The 19,920-nt window shown below is 56.7% G+C and carries 18 protein-coding genes; 15 read left to right on the forward strand and 3 right to left on the reverse strand.

All coding sequences use genetic code 11. The features are described 5' to 3' along the window. The first annotated feature begins 81 nt into the window (after window positions 1-81). The 3 genes from JXR15_RS18290 (at window position 82) to JXR15_RS18300 (ending at window position 2,868) form a co-directional block, all read left to right on the forward strand. Window positions 82-1,314 carry an MFS transporter gene (locus JXR15_RS18290; RefSeq protein ID WP_422054622.1) on the forward strand — a complete coding sequence of 411 codons (1,233 nt, stop codon included), beginning with the start codon at window positions 82-84 and terminating at the stop codon, window positions 1,312-1,314. A 71-nt stretch (window positions 1,315-1,385) separates the two neighbouring features. Beyond that, window positions 1,386-2,258: a 50S ribosomal protein L11 methyltransferase gene (locus JXR15_RS18295; protein WP_422054623.1), complete on the forward strand. Its 873-nt coding sequence runs from the start codon at window positions 1,386-1,388 to the stop codon at window positions 2,256-2,258. A 262-nt stretch (window positions 2,259-2,520) separates the two neighbouring features. Beyond that, on the forward strand, window positions 2,521-2,868 hold the full coding sequence (locus JXR15_RS18300) for a hypothetical protein (RefSeq protein ID WP_422054624.1): 348 nt from the start codon (window positions 2,521-2,523) through the stop codon (window positions 2,866-2,868). 173 nt (window positions 2,869-3,041) lie between these two features. Here the strand turns inward: JXR15_RS18300 and JXR15_RS18305 are convergent, their stop codons facing one another. Further along, the gene (locus tag JXR15_RS18305; protein ID WP_422054625.1) at window positions 3,042-3,230 is read right to left on the reverse strand and encodes a DUF1127 domain-containing protein; all 189 of its coding nucleotides are present in this window, start codon (window positions 3,228-3,230) and stop codon (window positions 3,042-3,044) included. A 330-nt stretch (window positions 3,231-3,560) separates the two neighbouring features. On the opposite strand from JXR15_RS18305, the gene ruvC reads away from it, so the two are divergent. From ruvC to JXR15_RS18335, 6 genes are all read left to right on the forward strand, one after another. Further along, a complete protein-coding gene (gene ruvC / locus JXR15_RS18310) occupies window positions 3,561-4,067 on the forward strand; it encodes a crossover junction endodeoxyribonuclease RuvC (protein WP_422054626.1) in 507 nt (168 codons plus the stop codon). Further along, window positions 4,064-4,777: a Holliday junction branch migration protein RuvA gene (gene ruvA / locus JXR15_RS18315; protein ID WP_422054627.1), complete on the forward strand. Its 714-nt coding sequence runs from the start codon at window positions 4,064-4,066 to the stop codon at window positions 4,775-4,777. Before ruvC ends, ruvA begins: the two co-directional genes overlap by 4 nt. A gap of 3 nt (window positions 4,778-4,780) precedes the next feature. Continuing rightward, entirely contained in the window at window positions 4,781-5,824 is a 1,044-nt protein-coding gene (gene ruvB, locus JXR15_RS18320) for a Holliday junction branch migration DNA helicase RuvB (RefSeq protein ID WP_422054628.1), read from the forward strand. Between the two features lie 72 nt (window positions 5,825-5,896). Beyond that, window positions 5,897-6,244: a hypothetical protein gene (locus tag JXR15_RS18325; protein WP_422054629.1), complete on the forward strand. Its 348-nt coding sequence runs from the start codon at window positions 5,897-5,899 to the stop codon at window positions 6,242-6,244. Window positions 6,245-6,774: 530 nt separating this feature from the next. Continuing rightward, entirely contained in the window at window positions 6,775-7,686 is a 912-nt protein-coding gene (locus JXR15_RS18330) for a transferrin-binding protein-like solute binding protein (RefSeq protein ID WP_422054630.1), read from the forward strand. Window positions 7,687-7,773: 87 nt separating this feature from the next. Beyond that, complete coding sequence (locus JXR15_RS18335; protein ID WP_422054631.1) at window positions 7,774-9,051, forward strand: tetratricopeptide repeat protein; 1,278 nt, start codon at window positions 7,774-7,776, stop codon at window positions 9,049-9,051. On the opposite strand, the gene JXR15_RS18340 is transcribed toward JXR15_RS18335, so the two are convergent. Next, window positions 9,002-9,877, reverse strand: a complete 876-nt coding sequence (locus tag JXR15_RS18340) for a DMT family transporter (RefSeq protein WP_422054632.1) — start codon at window positions 9,875-9,877, stop codon at window positions 9,002-9,004. The genes JXR15_RS18335 and JXR15_RS18340 overlap by 50 nt on opposite strands. 121 nt (window positions 9,878-9,998) lie before the next feature. Here JXR15_RS18340 and dacB point away from each other — a divergent pair, with 121 nt between their 5' ends. From dacB to JXR15_RS18360, 4 genes are all read left to right on the forward strand, one after another. After that, window positions 9,999-11,495, forward strand: a complete 1,497-nt coding sequence (dacB, locus tag JXR15_RS18345; RefSeq protein ID WP_422054633.1) for a D-alanyl-D-alanine carboxypeptidase/D-alanyl-D-alanine endopeptidase — start codon at window positions 9,999-10,001, stop codon at window positions 11,493-11,495. Window positions 11,496-11,754: 259 nt separating this feature from the next. Beyond that, the gene (locus JXR15_RS18350) at window positions 11,755-13,362 is read left to right on the forward strand and encodes an ATP-binding protein (protein WP_422054634.1); all 1,608 of its coding nucleotides are present in this window, start codon (window positions 11,755-11,757) and stop codon (window positions 13,360-13,362) included. Window positions 13,363-13,632: 270 nt separating this feature from the next. Next, entirely contained in the window at window positions 13,633-15,246 is a 1,614-nt protein-coding gene (locus JXR15_RS18355) for an ATP-binding protein (RefSeq protein WP_422054635.1), read from the forward strand. 234 nt (window positions 15,247-15,480) lie between these two features. Then, window positions 15,481-17,130: an ATP-binding protein gene (locus JXR15_RS18360; protein WP_422054636.1), complete on the forward strand. Its 1,650-nt coding sequence runs from the start codon at window positions 15,481-15,483 to the stop codon at window positions 17,128-17,130. A 13-nt stretch (window positions 17,131-17,143) separates the two neighbouring features. Here the strand turns inward: JXR15_RS18360 and JXR15_RS18365 are convergent, their stop codons facing one another. Then, complete coding sequence (locus tag JXR15_RS18365; protein WP_422054727.1) at window positions 17,144-17,512, reverse strand: tellurite resistance TerB family protein; 369 nt, start codon at window positions 17,510-17,512, stop codon at window positions 17,144-17,146. A 197-nt stretch (window positions 17,513-17,709) separates the two neighbouring features. Here JXR15_RS18365 and JXR15_RS18370 point away from each other — a divergent pair, with 197 nt between their 5' ends. Together JXR15_RS18370 and JXR15_RS18375 are read left to right on the forward strand one after the other, a co-directional pair. Beyond that, window positions 17,710-19,362 (forward strand): lysine--tRNA ligase, encoded by a 1,653-nt coding sequence (locus tag JXR15_RS18370; protein WP_422054637.1) that lies wholly within the window; start codon window positions 17,710-17,712, stop codon window positions 19,360-19,362. Between the two features lie 131 nt (window positions 19,363-19,493). Continuing rightward, window positions 19,494-19,913: a DUF4864 domain-containing protein gene (locus JXR15_RS18375; protein ID WP_422054638.1), complete on the forward strand. Its 420-nt coding sequence runs from the start codon at window positions 19,494-19,496 to the stop codon at window positions 19,911-19,913. Window positions 19,914-19,920 lie beyond the last annotated feature (7 nt).

Raw genomic sequence — 19,920 nt, forward strand, 5'->3', positions numbered from 1 at the left:
TCACAGCCGTGCGAGAATGCACGTCAGTCTGTGCGCGCTTTTGATCTCGCCTTTCTCAGACAATAGGCGTATTTGCTGCACATGTTCAGAAAAATCCCCATTGATGACGCGCATCTGCTGCCGTGGTGGCGTCGCCCGATCACCCTGCTGTTTCTCATGGCGCTGGCCATGCCGATCGCCTTCAACACGTGGAGCGCGCTGCTCAACAACTTTGTGATTGAGGTGGCGGATTTCGACGGCTCCGACATCGGATTGCTGCACACCGTGCGCGAGATTCCTGGATTTCTGGCAATTGGCGTGATCTTCCTGCTGCTGTTCATACGCGAACAAGTGTTGGGACTTGTGTCTCTGGCACTGCTGGGCGTTGCCACAGCACTTACCGCCTATTTCCCGTCGATGGGCGGAATCTTGATGATCACTCTGCTGAGTTCGATTGGCTTTCACTACTACGAAACCGTGAACCAGTCGCTCCAGTTGCAATGGCTCGACAAAAAACGCGCGCCGAAGGTGCTGGGCTGGCTCGTAGCCGCAGGTTCGGCGGCAACATTGCTGGCCTATGGTATCATTGTGCTGGGTTGGAAGCGATACAATTGGGACTATGACGTGGTGTACCTCGCCGGTGGCGGCATCACAGCACTGATTGCACTCTATTGCTTCGTGGCCTTCCCACAGTTTGAAGGGCGCACGCCCCAAGCCCGGAAAATGGTGCTGAAAAAGCGCTATTGGCTCTATTATGCCATGCAGTTTATGGCGGGGGCGCGGCGTCAGATTTTTGTCGTCTTTGCTGGCTTCATGATGGTGGAGCGCTTCGGTTTTGATGTGCATGAAATCACCGCGCTGTACCTGATCAACTTGATTGCAAATATGATCTTTGCCCCAATGATCGGCGAGGCTGTGTCACGGTTTGGCGAGCGGCGCACCTTGATCTTTGAATACGCTGGTCTGGTGATTGTCTTTCTAGCGTATGGTGGCATCTATTTCTTCGGTTGGGGTATCGCACTGGCGGCAACGCTTTATGTCGTGGACCACCTGCTGTTCTCTTTGGCCTTGGCGTTGAAGACCTATTTCCAGAAAATCGCAGATCCGGAAGACATGGCACCGACGGCGGCTGTGGCCTTTACGATCAACCACATTGCGGCGGTGTTCCTACCGGTGTTGCTCGGCCTGTTGTGGCTGGCCTCTCCCGGTGCGGTGTTTGTGCTGGCTGCAGCGATGGCCGCGGTCTCGTTGGGATTGGCGTTCTTGATCCCGCGTCATCCGGAAAAAGGCAATGAAACCCGCCTGACGCGTCCGCTGGCGGCCGCAGCGGAGTAGTTTCGCGCTCCGCAGGCTTGACGGGGTCAAGGGGAGACCCTAGGCCCTGCGCAACCCTATAGGAGACAGACATGCCGACATTCACCGCACTGACCACATTGATGGGCAAAGAGCAGGCCGAAGCGCTGGGCGAGGCGATGGAGCGGCTGGTGCCGGAGCCCACAGGCGTGGGTGTTTTTGAGGTCGAGGACGGTTCCGGCCTCTGGGAGATTGGCGGCTACTTTGTTGAGGCACCGGATGAGGCTGGCTTGGCTGTGCTGGCGGTGGCCTTTGGCGCAAAGCCGTTTGTTGTGTCTGAGCTGCCGGAAACCGATTGGGTAGCCCATGTGAAACGTGAGCTGGCGCCGGTCGCCGCGGGGCGGTTCTTTGTCTATGGCAGTCATGATGCAGCCAAGATTCCTGAAGGGGCAGAACCGCTGTTGATTGAGGCGGCGATGGCCTTTGGTACCGGGCATCACGGCACGACGTTGGGCTGTCTCAAAGCGCTCGACCGTGTGGCCAATGAGGGCTTTGTTGGGAAAAACGTGGCCGACATCGGCTGTGGTACGGCCGTGTTGGGCATGGGGGCCGCGCGGATTTGGCCAAACCCAGTGCTCGCCAGCGACATCGATGAAGTGGCTGTGGATGTGGCGCAGGCCAACGTCACCGCCAATGGGTTGGACGGTAAGGTTGTTTGTTTGGAGGCCGCGGGCTTTGGCCATCCTGATCTGGCCGCCAAGGCGCCGTATGACTTGGTGTTTGCCAACATCCTGAAAGCGCCGCTGATTGATTTGGCGCCGGACATGGGAGCGAATATTAGCACGGGTGGCCACGCGATCCTTTCTGGCATTCTGAACGAGCAGGCAGACGATGTGGTTGCTGCATACGATGCCGCTGGTTTTGACGTGCATACGCGTGAAGAGATTGGCGAGTGGACCACTCTGACGATGACGCGGCGCGGTTAACCCGCCCAAAAAACCTCCTCTAGAATCAAAATGGGCGACTGGCATCAGTCGCCCATTTTTTGTCTTCGAGGATGGCTTTGTTTCTCATTTTTGGACAGTATGTGTGACAGGGCGTTGCTGTTTCCGTTTGTCCTGCGGATGCGCATAATTGTGGTCGGATTTGTCGATAATTTGCCTCATTTTCGGCTTTGCGCCTTACTTTCGCCACATTTCGAGACCAAATTTAGCCATGTTTGGTGGGGGCCAAACCTGAGTAGTTGCTATGAGTGAATCTTACGCAGAATTTCATGATCGCCTTGCGCGGATCTATCGCAAGCAGGCGAAGACCGGTCGTGTTGGACGTGAGTCTGTCGTGATCAACCGCAACGGCTATATGATCGTGAAGGGCGCTGGTCGTAGCCGGGGTATCCCTTGGGCAGGACTGTTCACTCTGATCGTTTCCTTCTTCATGATCAAAGGCATTATGATGTCTCAGTTTGGCCCTGACTTCTATTCTCAGGACATTGTGCGGTTGAGCGGTGGCACAGCAGTGGAAAAGGCAGCGGCCTGGACCATGGCCCCCGATCCGGTGTCTCGCTGGGTTGCGACGCAAATCAACACTAAACTCTAACACTCCAAAGTTTCCGTGGATCCCTCCAAGATCCCACACGGCCCCGGGTCTCTCTCCCCGGGGCCGTTTTTTGTTTCAACTGTCCTCATCGGCAAAAGAAAACCGCCGCCTCATTTAAGAAGCGGCGGATGACGGTCCGAAGACCATAGACCCGTGAGTGGTGGGTTTTGCGATTAGCGGATCGCGTAGACGTCAGAGCGGGACAGCCCGATGTCGTCCAGCTCGCGGTCGCTGAGCATGGCCAGAGCGTTGCGGGTGCAGCGCTTTTCGTTCCAGTCGATAAACCGGGCAACAAGCGCGAAGATCGGCTGACCAACACGGCCAGCAAAACCAGAGGTCGACGTATGTTCGAAGGCGGCCATATCAGAAATCCTTTCTTACAGTAGCTATGGTCTGTGTGTTCGATTGGCCGCAAATAGGAGGCAATTCCGCCACCAGCAAGGGGCAAAATAGCATAGGTGCCATGTGGGTTTTGCATAGGTCAGGATTTGCCGAAACACCTTATTAATAAGGTCGCATCTGTTATGATAAAGCGTCGCATTTGGCACATGAAAATGGGAATTGACGACGGTCGACAAAACGCCGCACCCAAAGAAAACCCGCAAACGAATTGCTTCAGGCGTGGCGTTTGTTCCCGTTTCGTGCTAATTCACGGAACATAATAAGAAAATAGAACACAAATGGGGCATGACATGCGTGTATTGGGAATCGATCCGGGCTTGCGAAACATGGGCTGGGGCGTGATTGACGCCGACGGCAGCAAGATGAGCCATGTGGCCAATGGCGTGTGTCATTCGGTTGGGCAAGATTTGGCTGCGCGCTTGCTCTCTCTGCATGAACAGCTCACCGATGTGGTGGCGCGGTTTCTTCCGGATCATGCGGCGATTGAGCAGACCTTTGTGAACAAAGACGGCGCCGGGACACTGAAGCTGGGTCAGGCGCGTGGCATTGCGCTTTTGGTTCCAGCGCAGGCGGGATTGCACATTGGTGAGTATGCGCCAAACAAGGTGAAGAAAACTGTTGTCGGCGTGGGTCATGCGGAGAAGCATCAGGTGGAGCATATGGTGAAGTTGCAATTGCCGGGCGTGAAAATTGCCGGGGCGGATGCGGCCGATGCTTTGGCCATTGCCATGTGCCACGCCCACTACGCGCGGGCCGGAGCGGGCTACGCTGAAGCATTGAAGAGGGCGCAGGCATGATTGGCAAGATTTCCGGGCGGCTCGAGTATCGCAGTACGGATCATGTGCTGATTGATGTGCGCGGTGTGGGCTATATGGTTTATTGTTCGGATCGAACACTTGCGGCGTTGCCAAGCGTGGGCGAGCCGGTTGCGCTATACACGGACCTATTGGTGCGTGAAGATCTGCTGCAGCTTTTTGGCTTTCCAAGCTTGTTTGAAAAGGAATGGCACCGTTTGCTGATGAGCGTTCAGGGCATTGGCGCAAAGGCGAGCTTGGCAATCCTTGGGGCTTTGGGCGCAGATGGTGTGAGCCGGGCTGTGTCGTTGGGCGATGTCGCGGCGATTAAAGCTGCCAAAGGTGTTGGGCCCAAAACAGCGCAACGTGTTGTGATTGAACTAAAAGACAAGGCGCCGGAGCTTATGGCACTGGGAGGCAGCCTTGGGGAAACTCTGACCTCTGTGTCCGGAGAGGACGACGCGGGGGCGGACGATGTGATTGAGGATGTGGCTCGTGCACCGATTGCTTCTGGTGGCGCGTCTGCGGCAAGCGGCGCAGCGGCAGCGGCCTCGATGAGTGTGCAGGCGGACGCTTTGTCGGCTTTGGGGAACCTTGGTTATGGGCCTGCTGACGCGGCTGGCGCGGTGGCGCAGGCGGCAGGAGAAGATCCTGAAGCGGATACGTCAGGGTTGATCCGAGCTGCGCTTAAGCTGTTGGCGCCAAAGGGGTAAATCATGGAACAACCTGATCCGACACTGCGCCCGGAAGCCCGCCCGGAGGATGCGGACCGTGCGCTGCGCCCGCAGGAGCTGGATGCGTTCATTGGTCAAGCAGAAGCCCGCGCCAACCTGCGGATCTTTATTGAGAGTGCACGCCGCCGTGGTGAAGCGATGGACCACACATTGTTCCATGGACCGCCCGGTTTGGGGAAAACCACTTTGGCGCAAATCATGGCGCGGGAGCTGGGGGTGAACTTCCGAATGACCTCGGGTCCCGTGTTGGCCAAGGCCGGTGATCTAGCGGCGATCCTCACCAACCTGGAAGCCAGGGATGTTCTTTTTATTGATGAAATTCATCGTCTCAACCCTGCAGTGGAAGAAGTCCTCTATCCGGCGATGGAGGACTTTGAGCTTGATCTTGTGATCGGGGAGGGGCCAGCGGCGCGGACGGTTCGGATTGAATTGCAGCCGTTTACACTGGTGGGAGCGACGACGCGGTTGGGATTGCTGACCACGCCATTGCGGGATCGTTTTGGGATTCCGACGCGGTTGCAGTTCTACACAGAGGATGAGCTCAACGAGATTGTCACCCGCAATGCCAACAAGCTGGGGGTGCCTGCGCATGATGGTGGTGCGCGGGAGATTGCGCGGCGCTCGCGCGGGACGCCCCGGATTGCCGGGCGCTTGCTGCGGCGGGTGGTGGATTTTGCCTTGGTCGAGGGTGACGGTGTTATCACAAAGTCCCTTGCAGATGGGGCACTTACGCGGCTTGGGGTGGACAATCTTGGCCTTGATGGGGCGGACCGACGGTACCTGCTTTTCATTGCTGAAAACTACGCTGGCGGGCCGGTGGGGATCGACACAATTAGTGCGGCATTGAGCGAAAGTCGGGATGCCATTGAAGAAGTGATTGAGCCGTTTCTCCTGCAGCAAGGCTTGATCCAGCGGACCCCGCGCGGGCGGATGTTGGCGCAGAAAGCCTGGACACATCTGGGCCTGAGCACGCCGCGGCCAAGGGACCAGAACGATCTGTTTACCCCGTCAAGCAACGGCAAATAGGGCATCGGTATCACGTCGGTATTGTGACTGTTTCGCGGAGGTGCGGTTTTGAAAGTGGAAGATGTTAACGCGATGACACAGGCACCCACGGCAGCATTGGACCAAGCTGATGTGCGCGCGCTGACCAGGCAGGCGGCTGCGGTCTCCGACATTTATGCCGCGCGGTTTGGCATCGATCGGGATGCGACCTGGTATTTGGCCAAGATGACCGAAGAGTTGGGAGAGTTGCAATCGGCCTATCTGGCGACGCAGGGGGCGCAGCGCGGGGATATGTCCGCAGAAGAGGCGCGTCAAAACCTGACCGATGAAACCGCGGACCTGTTTGGCTTCCTGATGGTCTTTGCCAACTGGCAAGGCATCGATTTGGCGGAAGCCTTCGCGGCCAAATGGGGGCGTTATCTTCCCGATCAAGTTGACTGAGGAACGCCTGAGCTCTCGTATTTTGATGGCCAACCGTGTTCCTGCGAAGTGATTCCGTCGGTGACACATCCAAAATCTCAGTTTGGCGCGGGGAAAATTCATGGCCAGAATGTGCCGTTTCTGTTCAATTTGAAGCAGTCGAGTTTTTCTAAAATGCAAAGTGCCAGCCGATGTGTTGGCAAAAGCTAAACGTGCGTCGCCTACGCGGGTTTTTAGTCAATTTTACTCGCTTGATCCCTTGCCCGAAGAACCGCTTGATTTCTCGGCGCTTGTGGCGATCAGGCATGGTTTTGGGGTCATTGAGATCACAGAAACATGTGTGATCTCTGTTTTGCATTTTGACCGCATTTATGTGGGATAACGCTCAATTTTTATGGGGTTTCGGAGGGTTAATCCCCTGTAAGGAATGCCGAAACCGCCCGTTAAGGAAAACAGTTTTGGTTGAAGCTCAAGAGTGAGCCGGTGGGAACCAAATCAAAATCAGCGCTCTCCTCTGACCAACGAAATAAACTTCTTACGGGTACAAGAAAATGCTGAACACATCTATCAAAGCCATGATGGCAGTTGGCGCTTTGGTGTCGATTGCAGGCTGCAAAAGCACAATCGAATCTTATGTCGAAAACGAAGTGGGTGACCGCCTGAATGATATGGCGGGTGACCGTCTTTATCTTGCACATGGTGATACTACTCTGAATGGTCGCGTCCAGACTGCGTCGATGTCGACAGATGGCGACGGCAATGTAACCGGGGGGGCGCCTGGCAGCGCCCGGAATGGCTCTTTGGAAATTGGGACCAATGTTGGCGAGCTTGAAAACTTGGAAATGAACAACGGCAGCGCAACCACCCGCTTTGGTGCTGACGGTGACAGAATTGATGACGGCATGGATTCCTTGCTGATCACCGCGCGGTCTTCCAACGGTCAAAAGCGCGGTTGGATGGGCAACGCAGATGCGCTGGATTTTGATCACCAGACCTTTGGCATGTGGGCCAACGGGGTGGGCACGTCGAGTGGCAGTGTGAGTGTGGGCAGCTTTGGCGATCGCACAGCGACAGCCGATATGCCAAGCAGTGGTTCTGCTACTTACTCCGGCCGTTCTGTTGGCATGGTTGTCACCACCGATGGACGCGCGCTTGTTGCGGAATCTCAGGTGGGTGTAACCACTTCTGATTTCTCCAGTGTCAGCGTGGCCAGCACCAACACATATGTGCGCAATCTGTCCGGTGGCAACGCCTGGCGTGGTCAACACCTGGACTTTGCCGGTACCGGCACGGTTGACGGCAACGGGTTCACCGCGAACATCAACGGGGTTGTTGCGTTCAGCGCCGGCGACAGCGGCACGATGAACGGCGCCTTCTATGGTGACAACGCCGAAGAGGTCGGAGGTACGTTCGAGATGAACGGGGCAATTGGCAATTACACGGGCGCCTTTGGAGGCAATTAAGAAATTCGCTTTACAAGGCGAATACGAACAGCCCCTCGCGACAGCGGGGGGCAGCTCTGAAAAGGGCACAGCATTGGGGTAACCAGAATGGCCAAGGTACTGTCAACAAAACTGCGCTTCTGTCTATTGGCGCTTGCGCTTTTGTTCGGGACAGGCGCGATTATGTCGGGACAGGCTCAAGCCAACACCCCCTCCGCAACAGCCCTGGAAATTGAGCGGTCGTTTGACACGGCCATGGCGGCGCTGGACGCGGGACAGCCTAAAGCGGCGATACCGCTGCTACAGGATATTCTGGCCTTTGATCCAAAACTGATCCGCGTGCGCCTTGAGCTTGCGCGGGCGTATTTTATGGCACAGCAGTGGGCGCGCTCGCGGGAAGAGTTTTTCCGGGTGTTGTCCGGTGATCTGCCTGACCCTGTGCGCAAGACGGTTTTGGCTTTCATTCGTCAGATCGATGCGCGCCGCGGCTTTGACTGGGATCTGTCGATTGGATTCACCACCGCCGGTGGCACGCGGACTTATGACAGCGATATTGTGAATGCCAACACCGCCTTTGGGGTGCTGCCGTTTTCGATCACCCGCGCGGACGAAGAGCGTTTGCCAGCAGTAACCGCCACGGGGGCGATGAATTTCCGGCGAGCGCTGGGCAGCAATGCGGCTGGAACAACCACCTCACTGGGGTTTGCCAGCCTTGGGTTTGACCTGCTGGAGGCGGAAGGGCGGCGGTATGACAGCCTGCAACTTCGCGCCAAGTTTGGCTTGCGGCTGTTGTCTGAGAAGACCACTGCGTCGATTGCGCCTTTTGCCTCGACGCAATGGGCGGCAGGGGACCCCTATGAGGATCGGTTTGGCATTGAGGCAGCGTTTGAGCGCCGCAGCCTTATGGGCGGATCGGCCTACGGCGGTCTGTCCTATGCTGTTGTCGACAACCGGGCCAACTCGGCGTTTGACGGGCGGTTTATGTCCGCATTGGCCGGGTTCCGTCGGTCTGTTGGTGGCCGGTCCATTGTCGGGACGGAACTGTATTTTGAACGCCGGACCGCAGATCAGATGTGGGTCGGGCGTCAGGGCTATCAGAGCCTGAAGTGGAGCATTTATTCCTCCGTGGATGTGGGTCGGGGCTGGACCTTGTCGCCGCGGCTCTATGTGCGGCACCGAGATGTGCTGGAGCAGCACGCCTCCTGGGTGAACAGTGCAGATGAGACCGGGATTGGCGGCAGCTTGCGGGTTGAGAAAACCAACACGTTTTTGCCTGGCGGCTACACGCCCTATTTTCAGATTGATGCCGAGCGCATGCGCAGTGACGTAGAGGCGTTTAACTCGCGGGTGTTGGGGATTCAGATTGGCGTGGAGCGCCGGTTCTGATCCGGGACAAAAGGGCGGAAGCGATGCCGGCGCTGATGATGAGGCTGAGGCCAAGCCACGTATAGGCGTCGGGCAGGTCTTCAAAAACCAGCCAGCCAAGCGCCACCGCGCTGACCAGTTGCAGGTAGACAAATGGTGCAAGCACGGCGGCTTCGGCGCGGGCATAGGCAAACAACAGCAGGAAGTTTCCGCCCATCGACAGGATCGCGCTGGTAGCGGTGAGGCCGGCCAGGGTGAGCGTCATCGGCGGGATCTGGGTCAGGCAGAAGGGCGTCATCATAACCGCTGCCAGGAACAGCTGGGTGAACAGCAGACTGGTGGGGCGCGCAATTGGGGCGAGCCAGCGCGACGCTGTGAGGAAGGCGCCGTAGAACAGTCCTGCGGCCAGGGCCCAGAGCAGGCCGGGTGACATATCAAAGCTGGGGCGGACCACAAGCATCACGCCAAGGAAACCGAGGCCCATAAGCGCGCTGCGGGCGCGGGTGACGGTTTCGCCAAGCAGCAAGACGGACAGCAGGTAGGAAAACAGCGGGCCAATGAAAAAGGCGGCAAACACATCCGCCAGCGGGGCGGATTGCAAAGCGGTCTGGATGCAGGTGATGCCGCCGGTGAGCAGGGCCGCGCGCAGCCAGATGCGCCAGTTGGTCAGCAGGCGCAGGGTCTCTGGCCGCAGCAATGGCAGCGCGATCAGGCTGCCGAGCACAAAGCGTGACCAGGCGACAAACAGCGGGCTGGTGCCGTGGACCTGAGTCATGAGTTTGCCAGCGGTGTCCCCGGCTGGGATCATCGACATGGCGACAAACATCAAGGCAAAGGTTTTCCACATGTATGCGGGGTAACATGTTTGTTCTGAGACAAAAAGTCGGTGTATTGATGCGGGATTGCAAACAGAGAATTGCGGAACGGCGGGTTGAACCGGCGGGGCGCAAAAGGCTAAAGTTTTACACATGACGAAGGTATTTTCCCGCCGTGCATTTTTGAGTTTGAGCGTTGCGTCGCTTGGTACGTCTGTTTTGGCGGACGCCCCGGCGCGCTCCTTACGGCCTGTTTTGCGGCCGTCATCAGCCCGAGCTTTGCCCAAGGCCGCACCAGCAGCGGACGCGTTGATCCGCGACAGCGGGCTGACCGGCAAGGTCAGTTTTGCGGTGGCGCGGATGGGGGATGGCGCGGTGCTGGAAGGGCATCAGGCCAGCAGCGGTTTGCCGCCTGCCAGTGTCACCAAAGTTCTCACCGCGCTTTATGCTTTGGCTTACCTCGGGCCCAACCATCGGTTCCAGACCAGTTTGGTGGCCGTGGGCAATATTTCTAACGGGGTGCTGCGCGGCGATCTGGTGCTGCGCGGGGGCGGCGATCCAACGCTGGACACCAATGGTCTGGCGGATCTGGCGCGCACGTTAAAAGCGGCGGGCGTGCGGGAAGTCAGGGGGCAGTTTCTGGTCTGGGGCGGGGCTTTGCCGTCGGTTAAACGGATTGACAAGAAACAGCCGGATCACGCGGGGTATAACCCGGCCGTGTCGGGCATTTCGTTGAACTACAATCGTGTGCATTTTGAATGGAAACGTGGGTCCAACGGCTATTCCGTGGCCATGGACGGGCGCAGCGACAAATACCGGCCCGAAGTCGATGTCGCGCGCATGAAGATCGTGAAGCGCAGTGTGCCGGTTTACACCTACAAGTCGCAAGGCGGGCAGGATCATTGGACCGTGGCCAGCGGCGCGCTGGGCAAAGGCGGTGCGCGGTGGTTGCCGGTGCGCGAGCCGGAGATCTATGCGGGTGAGGTTTTCCGGACCTTGGCGCGGGCGCATGGGATTACCCTAAAGGCGCCAAAGAAAACGCAAACCCCGCCGCGTGGCGCGGTGTTGGCGCGCAAGAGCAGCCCGGCTCTCAAAGACATCCTCAAAGCCATGTTGAAATATTCCACCAATCTCACTGCGGAGATGGTGGGCATGGCCGCCAGCCAAGCCCGTGGAGCGCAGCCAGGCTCGGTCAAAGCCTCTGCGGCTGCGATGAATGCCTGGGCGTCCGAAAGCTTGGGTATGCGCGGCGCAGCGCTGGTGGATCACTCCGGATTGGGAGAGAAGTCGCGGTTGCGGGCGGATGAAATGGCGCTGATGCTGGCGCAGGCGGGGCAACATGCGGTGCTGCGCCCGATCTTAAAAAACATCGCGTTGCGCGACGCCAATGGCAAGGTCAACAAAGGCCATCCGTTGAAGGTGTTGGCAAAGACCGGCACGTTGCATTTTGTCAGTGCGCTGGCGGGGTATGTGACCACACCGGATGGGCGTGATTTGGCTTTTGCAATTTTTGGCGCCGATATAAATGCGCGCGACCGGTTGATCGGCGCGGATCGGGAGCGGCCTCAGGGGGCGCGGACCTATAATGGGCGTGCCAAGAAGTTACAGCAAAAGCTGATTGAGCGGTGGGGCACGGTATACGGCGCTTGAGATGCCGCTATTCCCGCTATGACTGTAAACGCACATTCTAAGCCCTTCTGCCTTTTCAAATTTCTTGACGTGGCTTTGCGGCGTCGTTGATAGTTTTATCAATGGGTTCGCGATGGCTTACGGCGCAGCAAGAGCAATCAACCAGTTAGCGCGCCAGCCACAAGACGTGAGCGGCAAGGTTTCGGTAACCAGTTCGGAGTAATTTGAACTAGAGTTTAATTGCCCACAGTCATTGGGCCGTCAGGTTGCAGGATGAGACGTGCGGAAACGCGATAGACTGGATGAGTTTGCGTTCTTGGAAGAAGTCCAAATGGGCATTTTCGTGCTGGAAGTGGCTCAGGATGGGCTGCCGCGCTATTTGATGATGAACCGTCTGGCGCGCACAACCGCGCAGTTGGAACCGGACTTTGTGGTTGGAAAAACGGCGGCTGAGATTTTTGGTGGTATCACCGGCGAGAAGGCGATGGCCAAGCACCTCACTGTGATTGAGAGTGGGGAAGAGGCAACCTACGAAATTACCTTCCCCTTTGCCAAAAACGTGGTGGAAATCCGTACCACGCTTACGCCGATCTATTACGAGGATGGTACGCTGTCCCATATCTTGGGGTGTTCGGCGGACATCACGCTGGAGAAACAGCGGGACGCCGCATTGGCTTTGACAAGAATTGCCAAAGAGAAAGCGGAGCAGGCGAATAAGGCGAAAGAGCAATTTCTGGCCAATATGAGCCATGAAATCCGCACTCCGATGAATGGCATTATTGGCATGTGTGAGCTTTTGCGCGAGACCATGTTGAACAACCGGCAAAAGCTGTATTCGGATACGATCTCCAGCTCCGCCAACGCGCTTTTGGACATCATCAACGATGTGTTGGATTTTTCCAAAATTCAGGCCGGTAAATTGTCGATCCATGACGCGCCGTTCTCGTTGCGGGATTTGGTTGCGGAAATCGCCACGTTGCTGAGCATTCGAGCGGAGGCAAAAGGGCTTCGCATTCATGTAGGGTATGGCGACGCCTTGCCGTCCAATTTTTTGGGTGATGCAAGCCGGGTTCGGCAGATCCTTTTGAACCTGATCGGCAATGCGATCAAATTCACCGAAACCGGCCAGGTGGATGTGCGGGTTGCTTACGATCCCGATGCGAAGCGCTGGCCGTTAAAACTGATCGTTCAGGACACAGGCCCAGGCATTTCGGACACTGAAAAGAAAATGATCTTTTCAGCCTTTGAGCAGATCGACAATTTGGCGACCCGTCGGGAGGACGGGACCGGGTTGGGCCTGACCATTTCGCAGGCACTGGTTGAGCGGATGCATGGCAAAATCGAAGTGGACAGCACCGTGGGCGAAGGCACAACCTTTACCGTGTCTCTGGCGCTACCGGTGACTCAAGAAGTGGTCGAGGTGCAGGAGGTTGAGGAGCTGTTGATTGCCTCTTATCCGCCGATGGAGGTGCAGGCCGGGCGGTTGGAGGCAGAAGCGCAACCGCAGCCGGGTGAGCCGCTCAACGGGATGCGGATCCTTGTGGCGGAAGACAACCGTGTGAACCAGTTGGTGATCAGCAAAATGTTGGGGCCAACTGGTGCAAATTTGCAGTTTGTGCCGGACGGGCAGCAGGCGGTGGACGCGTATAAGGCAGGTGAATGTGATTTGATCCTGATGGATCTCTCGATGCCGGTTTTGGGTGGTCTGGAGGCCACACGTCAAATTCGGGCCTATGAAAAGGATGTGGCGCGGCCGGCGTGCAAAATCATTGCGGTAACTGCCAATGCGCAGCCCAGCGATGCGGAGGCCTGTATGAAGGCGGGTATGGATGACTTCCTGAGCAAACCGTTTCGCAAGGGCGAGCTTATTTCCATTATCAACTGGTGATAATGGTCGCCAAGATGGCTGAAAGTGGGCGCCTGTCTTTTCCGTTCACAACAAATACAGACCAATTGTCTCTTGTGGCAGCAATAAAGGTGCTGCAAAAATAAATGTTTAAGGGCAGCAGACATTGCGGCTGTGGTTTTCAGCAGTGCAATTGGGGATAAGGTGCCTGATTTTGTTTGATTGCAACAGTTTGGTAACAGTTAATCAGCTATGAATTAGAATGAAATTTCTCAGCGTCTCTATGGTGTTGATGACGTGACAGGTGCCTGCGTGACAGAATTGGACTTCCCCGGCTATTTTGAGCTCTTGAACGCGCTTCCGACCACCGTTTTTGTGTTGAAAATTGGTGAGGATGGCTTGCCGCGGTATGTGATGATGAACCAGGCGGGGTGTGACCTGGTGAAGCGCAGCCCGGAGGAGATAGTTGGCAAGACGGCGTATGAAATTTATGGCGGGGCCATGGGCGACCGGGCGCTGGGAAAACATCTCGGCGTGATCGAGGCTGCAAAAACGACGACCTATATGGCGGTTATTCCGTTTCCCAAAAAGGTGCTTGATTTGCGGACGACGTTGACGCCGGTTTTTGATGAGACCGGTGTGATGACGCATTTGATTGGGCTCAGCATTGACGTCACCCCAGAGCGAGAGCGGGATGAGGCGCTTGAACTGACCCGAATTGCCAAAGAGAAGGCTGAAGAAGCCAGTATGGCAAAAGAGCGGTTTCTGGCCAATATGAGCCATGAAATTCGCACGCCGATGAACGGCATTTTGGGCATGTCCGAGTTGATGCAGGAAACGGGCCTGTCACCGCAGCAACAGCTGTATTCAGATACAATCCACAACTCTGCCAGTGCGTTGCTGGGTATTGTGAATGACGTGCTGGATTTCTCCAAGATACAGGCGGAAAAAGTGTCGTTGGTCGAAGAGCCGTTCTCTTTGTTGCAGGTAATCATGGAAGTGACCACACTGCTGAGCACACGCGCGGAAGGCAAGGGCTTGGTGTTGCACACAGATTATGCGCCGATGGTGCCGCATGGGTTTGTGGGAGATGGCAAACGGGTGCGTCAGGTGTTGTTGAACCTGATTGGCAACGCGATCAAGTTTACGGAGAAGGGCCATATCACCGTGTCTGTGACACAAGACATGGGGGATGCGTTGCATCCGTTGGTTTTGTCGGTGGCAGATACCGGGGTGGGCATCGCGCCGGAGGCGCAGAAAGAGATTTTCGCAGCTTTTGAACAGGTTGATAATCCGGCGGCACATCGCGAGGACGGTACCGGCCTCGGTCTTGCCATCTCCAAGGCGTTGGTGGAGCGCATGGGCGGTGTGATTTCCGTGACCAGTGCGGAGGGAGCAGGGGCGACGTTTGACGTGCGGCTAAACTTTCCTGAAGCCAAGGGTGCGCTGTCAAATGCGCAACCGACTGCATCAAAACAACCGGCGCCACCGGCTTCGCGGAGGGGCATTGATGTGGATGTGGCCCCCGTTCCCTTGCCTGTTGCGGACATGCCATCGCTGACCGGTTTGAAAATCCTGATTGCTGAGGACAACCGCACCAACCAATTGGTGGTGAGCAAGATGCTTGGGCCAACGGGCGCGGATTTGCGATTTGTTCCGGACGGGCAGCAGGCGGTGGATGCTTACAAGGCGGGTGGGTGTGATTTGATCCTGATGGATTTGTCGATGCCGGTTTTGGGCGGGCTGGAAGCCACGCGCCAAATCCGCGCGTTCGAGAAGGATGCAGCGCGCCCAGCCTGTAAAATCATTGCGGTGACAGCCAATGCGCAGCCCAGTGACGCCAAAGCTTGTCTGGAGGCCGGCATGGACGAGTTTTTGAGTAAACCCTTTCGGAAGTGCGAGTTAATTTCTGCGGTCGCAAGTTAGGCATGTTGCGCGCCCTGTGGGACCAAATGCCGCTTTTAGAAATCCGCTAAACTGTTACAACAAAAGTAGTATATAACTGGGGCAGGCACGCGCTTGAACCAATTCGGATTTTAGAATTTATTAACCAAACGCTGTAAATTTAGGGCGGATTTTAGACACGTCTTTCTTACCATCAGTTGCACCGGTCGCTGGCCGTGTGTGGGTAGGTAATACGACGGCAATAAGGGGTGACCTGTGACAGGCAAAGAGCAGATCGATCCGTTCGCGTTTTTGGACAAGGTCGCGTTTTCTGTGTTTGTCTTGGAAGTGTGCGACGACGGCATGCCGCGTTACGTTGCCGCCAATGCCCCTGCGCTTCAGTATACAGATTACACGTTGGGGCAGGTGGTCGGAAAGACTGCGCTTGAGGTGTTTGGTGGAAGTGTCGGGCAGCGCGGGTTGGCGCACCATCTAAGTGTTATCGCGCAGGCGGAAGAGGTGACTTACGAAGTGCCTATCCCGCGCGGCAATCGGGTTGCTTTGATGCGTACCACCTTGAGCCCGTTGTTTAATCAAGACGGTATATTGACCCATCTTGTCGGCTCGTCCATGGATGTGTCGGCCAACAAGGAGCGCGATGATGCGCTGGAGTTGACCAAAGTTGCCAAGGAGAAGGCAGAGCTAGCGGTGCGGGCCAAAGAGCGGTTTCTGGCCAATGTCAGCCATGAGATCCGCACGCCGATGAATGGTATTTTGGGGATGTGCGAGCTGTTACGGGACACTGCGCTGGACGATCAGCAGCGGCTGTTCTCGGAAACGATTTTCAATTCGGCCAATGCGTTGTTGGAGATTGTGAACGATGTGTTGGACTTCTCCAAGATTCAATCTGAGACTATTTCGCTGCATATTGAGCCGTTCTCTCTGCGCAGCCTGATATCGGAAACGATCACGCTTTTGAGCGCGCGGGCTGAGGTCAAAGGGTTGGCTCTTTTGGAAGACTACCCGCAGTCCGTGCCGGACGCCTTTGTTGGGGATGGAACTCGGGTGCGGCAGGTGCTGCTCAATCTGATTGGCAACGCGATAAAATTTACCAACGAAGGGCATGTCTGTGTTGGTGTGACCTATGTACACGGTGAGATGCGGCCCTTACGGATATCGGTGACTGATACCGGTGCAGGTATTGCGCCTGAAGATCACGAAATGGTTTTCTCCGCATTTGAACAGGTGGACCGGCCTGCAATGCAGCGGGAGGAAGGCACCGGACTGGGATTGGCAATCACGCGCGCCGTGGTTGAGCGCATGGGGGGCAAGGTCTCGGTCTACAGCGCACGAGGGGAAGGGTCCACTTTCAAGGTATGTCTGGGGCTCTCGGTTGCGGCGCCTCAAGATGTGCAGGACCCACCGTGTTGTACGCCGTCGCCTAACGCAGAGGGCCGTCCCCCACAATTGGACTTTGAATTGGTTGTTTCGCCCGAGCATGTCGCAGGGGATGCAGAGAGCCTGCCTTCGTTGCAGGGGAAAAAAGTGCTGGTGGCCGAGGACAATAAGACCAATCAGTTGGTGGTGAAAAAGATGCTGGCCTCAACCGGCGCAGCGCTGACGTTTGTCGAGGATGGCAAGGCGGCGCTGGATGCGTATCAAAATGAGGATTGGGATGTGATCCTGATGGATCTGTTGATGCCTGTGATGGGAGGGCAAGAGGCAACCCGACACATTCGCGCGTATGAGGCAGAGGTCGGTCAAAACCCCTGTAGAATCATTGCACTGACTGCCAACACTCAGCCAAGTGATATTGATGCCAGTTTGGAGGCGGGAATGGATGACTTTTTGAGCAAGCCATTTCGAAAGCGCCAGCTTTTGTCGCTGATCGCATCGGACGCGCGGTTACCAAGCCAGGCCGGATAACCGCGCGTTCTATTTAGACCATGTGACGGGCGCGGGCGCCGCGTTCGATGCCGGCGGCGTGCAGGCGGTCAATCTCCAACTCGTAGCGGATTTCTTCCAAGATACGCAGCTCGGTTTCTGCCAGGGTGCCATCCGCCGCGGCCACATCGCAAGCCAGCGCGTAAGCGGTTTCAAACAGATGCTCGGGCAGATCGTGGCGTACGAGACCAAACAGAGCAGCCAAGCCATCTTCCTGTTCAAACAATTCAAACACCAATTGGCTGACGTGTTGCATGCGGTCGATGTCATATTCGGCAAAGACCGGAAGATTGTTCACGGCGACCTGGATCTTGACCAGCTCGGCAGTGCGGATGTTTTCGTCAGAAGCCGATACGGCGATCATCACGGCAACAAGGCAATCTTGCGGCGTGAGGGTGGTTGGGGTTTTATCCGGCACTGGGAATTCCTTTGAAATAACCTTGTTGCGGTGCAGAATATTGACTGACCCCGCAAGGAGCAATAGGAAGCGGCGGATTGTCTCGTGTAATGAAGCGCTGGGCATGATTTTGCTGAAACCAATCCCGACATCGGAGATGGACAATGTCTGACCTGCGCGACGCAGCCCTCGTATCCAAAGCCTGGCCCTTTGAAGAAGCGCGTAAGCTTCTCAAACGCTACGCAAAGGGTGCGCCGGAGAAGGGATATGTGCTGTTTGAGACAGGCTACGGTCCTTCCGGCCTGCCACATATCGGCACTTTTGGCGAAGTGGCCCGCACCACAATGATCAAGACCGCCTTTGAGGCGATCAGTGACATTCCAACCAAATTGATCTGTTTCTCAGATGATTTGGACGGGATGCGCAAAGTGCCGTCCAACGTACCAAACCCAGAGATTTTGGAGCAGCACCTGCAGCGGCCATTGACCTCTGTGCCGGATCCTTTTGGCACACATGAGAGCTTTGGGGACCACAACAACGCCATGCTGCGCCGCTTCCTCGATACGTTTAATTTCGAGTATGAGTTCTACTCTGCCAAGGAGTTTTACGGGTCGGGTCAGTTTGACGAGATCTTGAAGCGGGCCGTGGAGCGCTATGACGAGGTCATGGCAATCATGCTGAAGTCGCTGCGTGAAGAGCGGGCGGCGACCTATTCGATCTTCCTGCCTCTGCACCCGGAAAGCGGGCGCGTCATGTATGTGCCGATGAAGAAGGTCTGCGCCGAGACATACACGGTGACCTTTGACGATGAGACCGGCAAGGAATGGACCGTGCCGGTGACCGGTGGCAATGTGAAGTTGCAGTGGAAGCCGGACTTTGGCGCGCGCTGGGCGGCGTTGGGTGTCGACTTTGAGATGTATGGCAAGGAACACGCCACCAACGAGAAGATCTATGATGCGATCTGTCGTGCGCTGGGTGGTCGGGCGCCAAACCACTTCTCCTATGAGCTGTTCCTCGATGAAAACGGGCAGAAGATTTCCAAGTCGTCTGGCAATGGTGTGTCGATTGACCAGTGGTTGACCTATGCCTCCACGGAGAGCCTCGCGTACTTCATGTACCAGAAGCCAAAAACCGCAAAGCGGATGCATTTTGATGTGATCCCGAAAGCGGTGGATGAGTATCACCAGCAGCTGCGCGCGTATCATACGCAGGACATCAAGGCGCAGCTCAACAATCCGGTGTGGCACATCCATGGTGGCGACGTGCCGCAGAGCGATATGGTGGTGCCGTTCTCTATGCTGCTGAACCTAGCATCGGCGTCTTCTGCGGAAGACAAGGCCACCATGTGGGGCTTCATCAATAAGTATGCGCCGGATGCAACGGCGGAAACCCATCCGGGGATGGACGCGGCGGCGGGCCATGCGGTCAGCTACTTCAACGACTTTGTGAAGCCGGCAAAAGAGTACCGTGCGCCGACCGATCAGGAGCGCGCGGCGCTGGAAGATCTGGCAGGGGCGTTGAGTTCTGCGGAGACGGCACTGGCGGTGATTGCGGCGAAAAATGCTCAGGTCGGCAACGATGATCCGTTGCCGGAGCCGGATTTTGACGATGAGGAGTTCCTGCAATCCATCGTCTTTGCGATTGGCAAAACGCATGGGTTTGAGCCGCTGCGCGATTGGTTCAAGGCGATCTATGAGGTGCTGCTGGGCGCCAGCCAAGGGCCGCGCTTTGGGGGCTTCATTGCGCTCTATGGCGTGGAGGAAACCGTGGCGTTGATCCACAAGGCGCTGGCGGGTGAATTGATTGCGGCTGAGTAAGATCGGCTGACAGCTCAGGTTTTGAAAGGCTCCGCTTTGGCGGGGCCTTTTGGTTTTTGGGGAAAGCGCGCAGGGCGTGAAATGATCTGAGGGCCGCGGCAGGGCGTAGTCCCTCATAAGGGAGGTGCGCCATGAAACATGTTTTGCTCGCAATTGTGGTTGTGATGGAGTTTGCCCGAACGCAGGTCGCCAAAGCGCAAGAGGGCGGTGCCGCCACGGAAATCCAGACGGTGATCAACAGTCAGGTGGCGGCCTTTGCGAAAGACGATTTTACCGATGCCTTCACTTTTGCTGCCGATAACATTCAGCGGATGTTTGGCACGCCGGAGAATTTTGGCGTGATGGTCAAGCGGGGCTATCCGATGGTGCATCGGGCCGAGGACGTGCGCTTTGGTGAGCTGCGCGCCGAGGGCAATATGCTTTGGCAGCGGGTCCTGGTGAAAGACGGTGCAGGCGTGGTGCATGCGCTGGAGTATCTGATGAACAGCGATGGTGACAGCTGGCGCATTGCGGCGGTGCAACTGGTGCAGCCGAAAGACGTGGGCGCATAGCGCAGAC

Source organism: Shimia sp. (assembly GCF_049116215.1).
Taxonomy (GTDB): Bacteria; Pseudomonadota; Alphaproteobacteria; order Rhodobacterales; family Rhodobacteraceae; genus Shimia.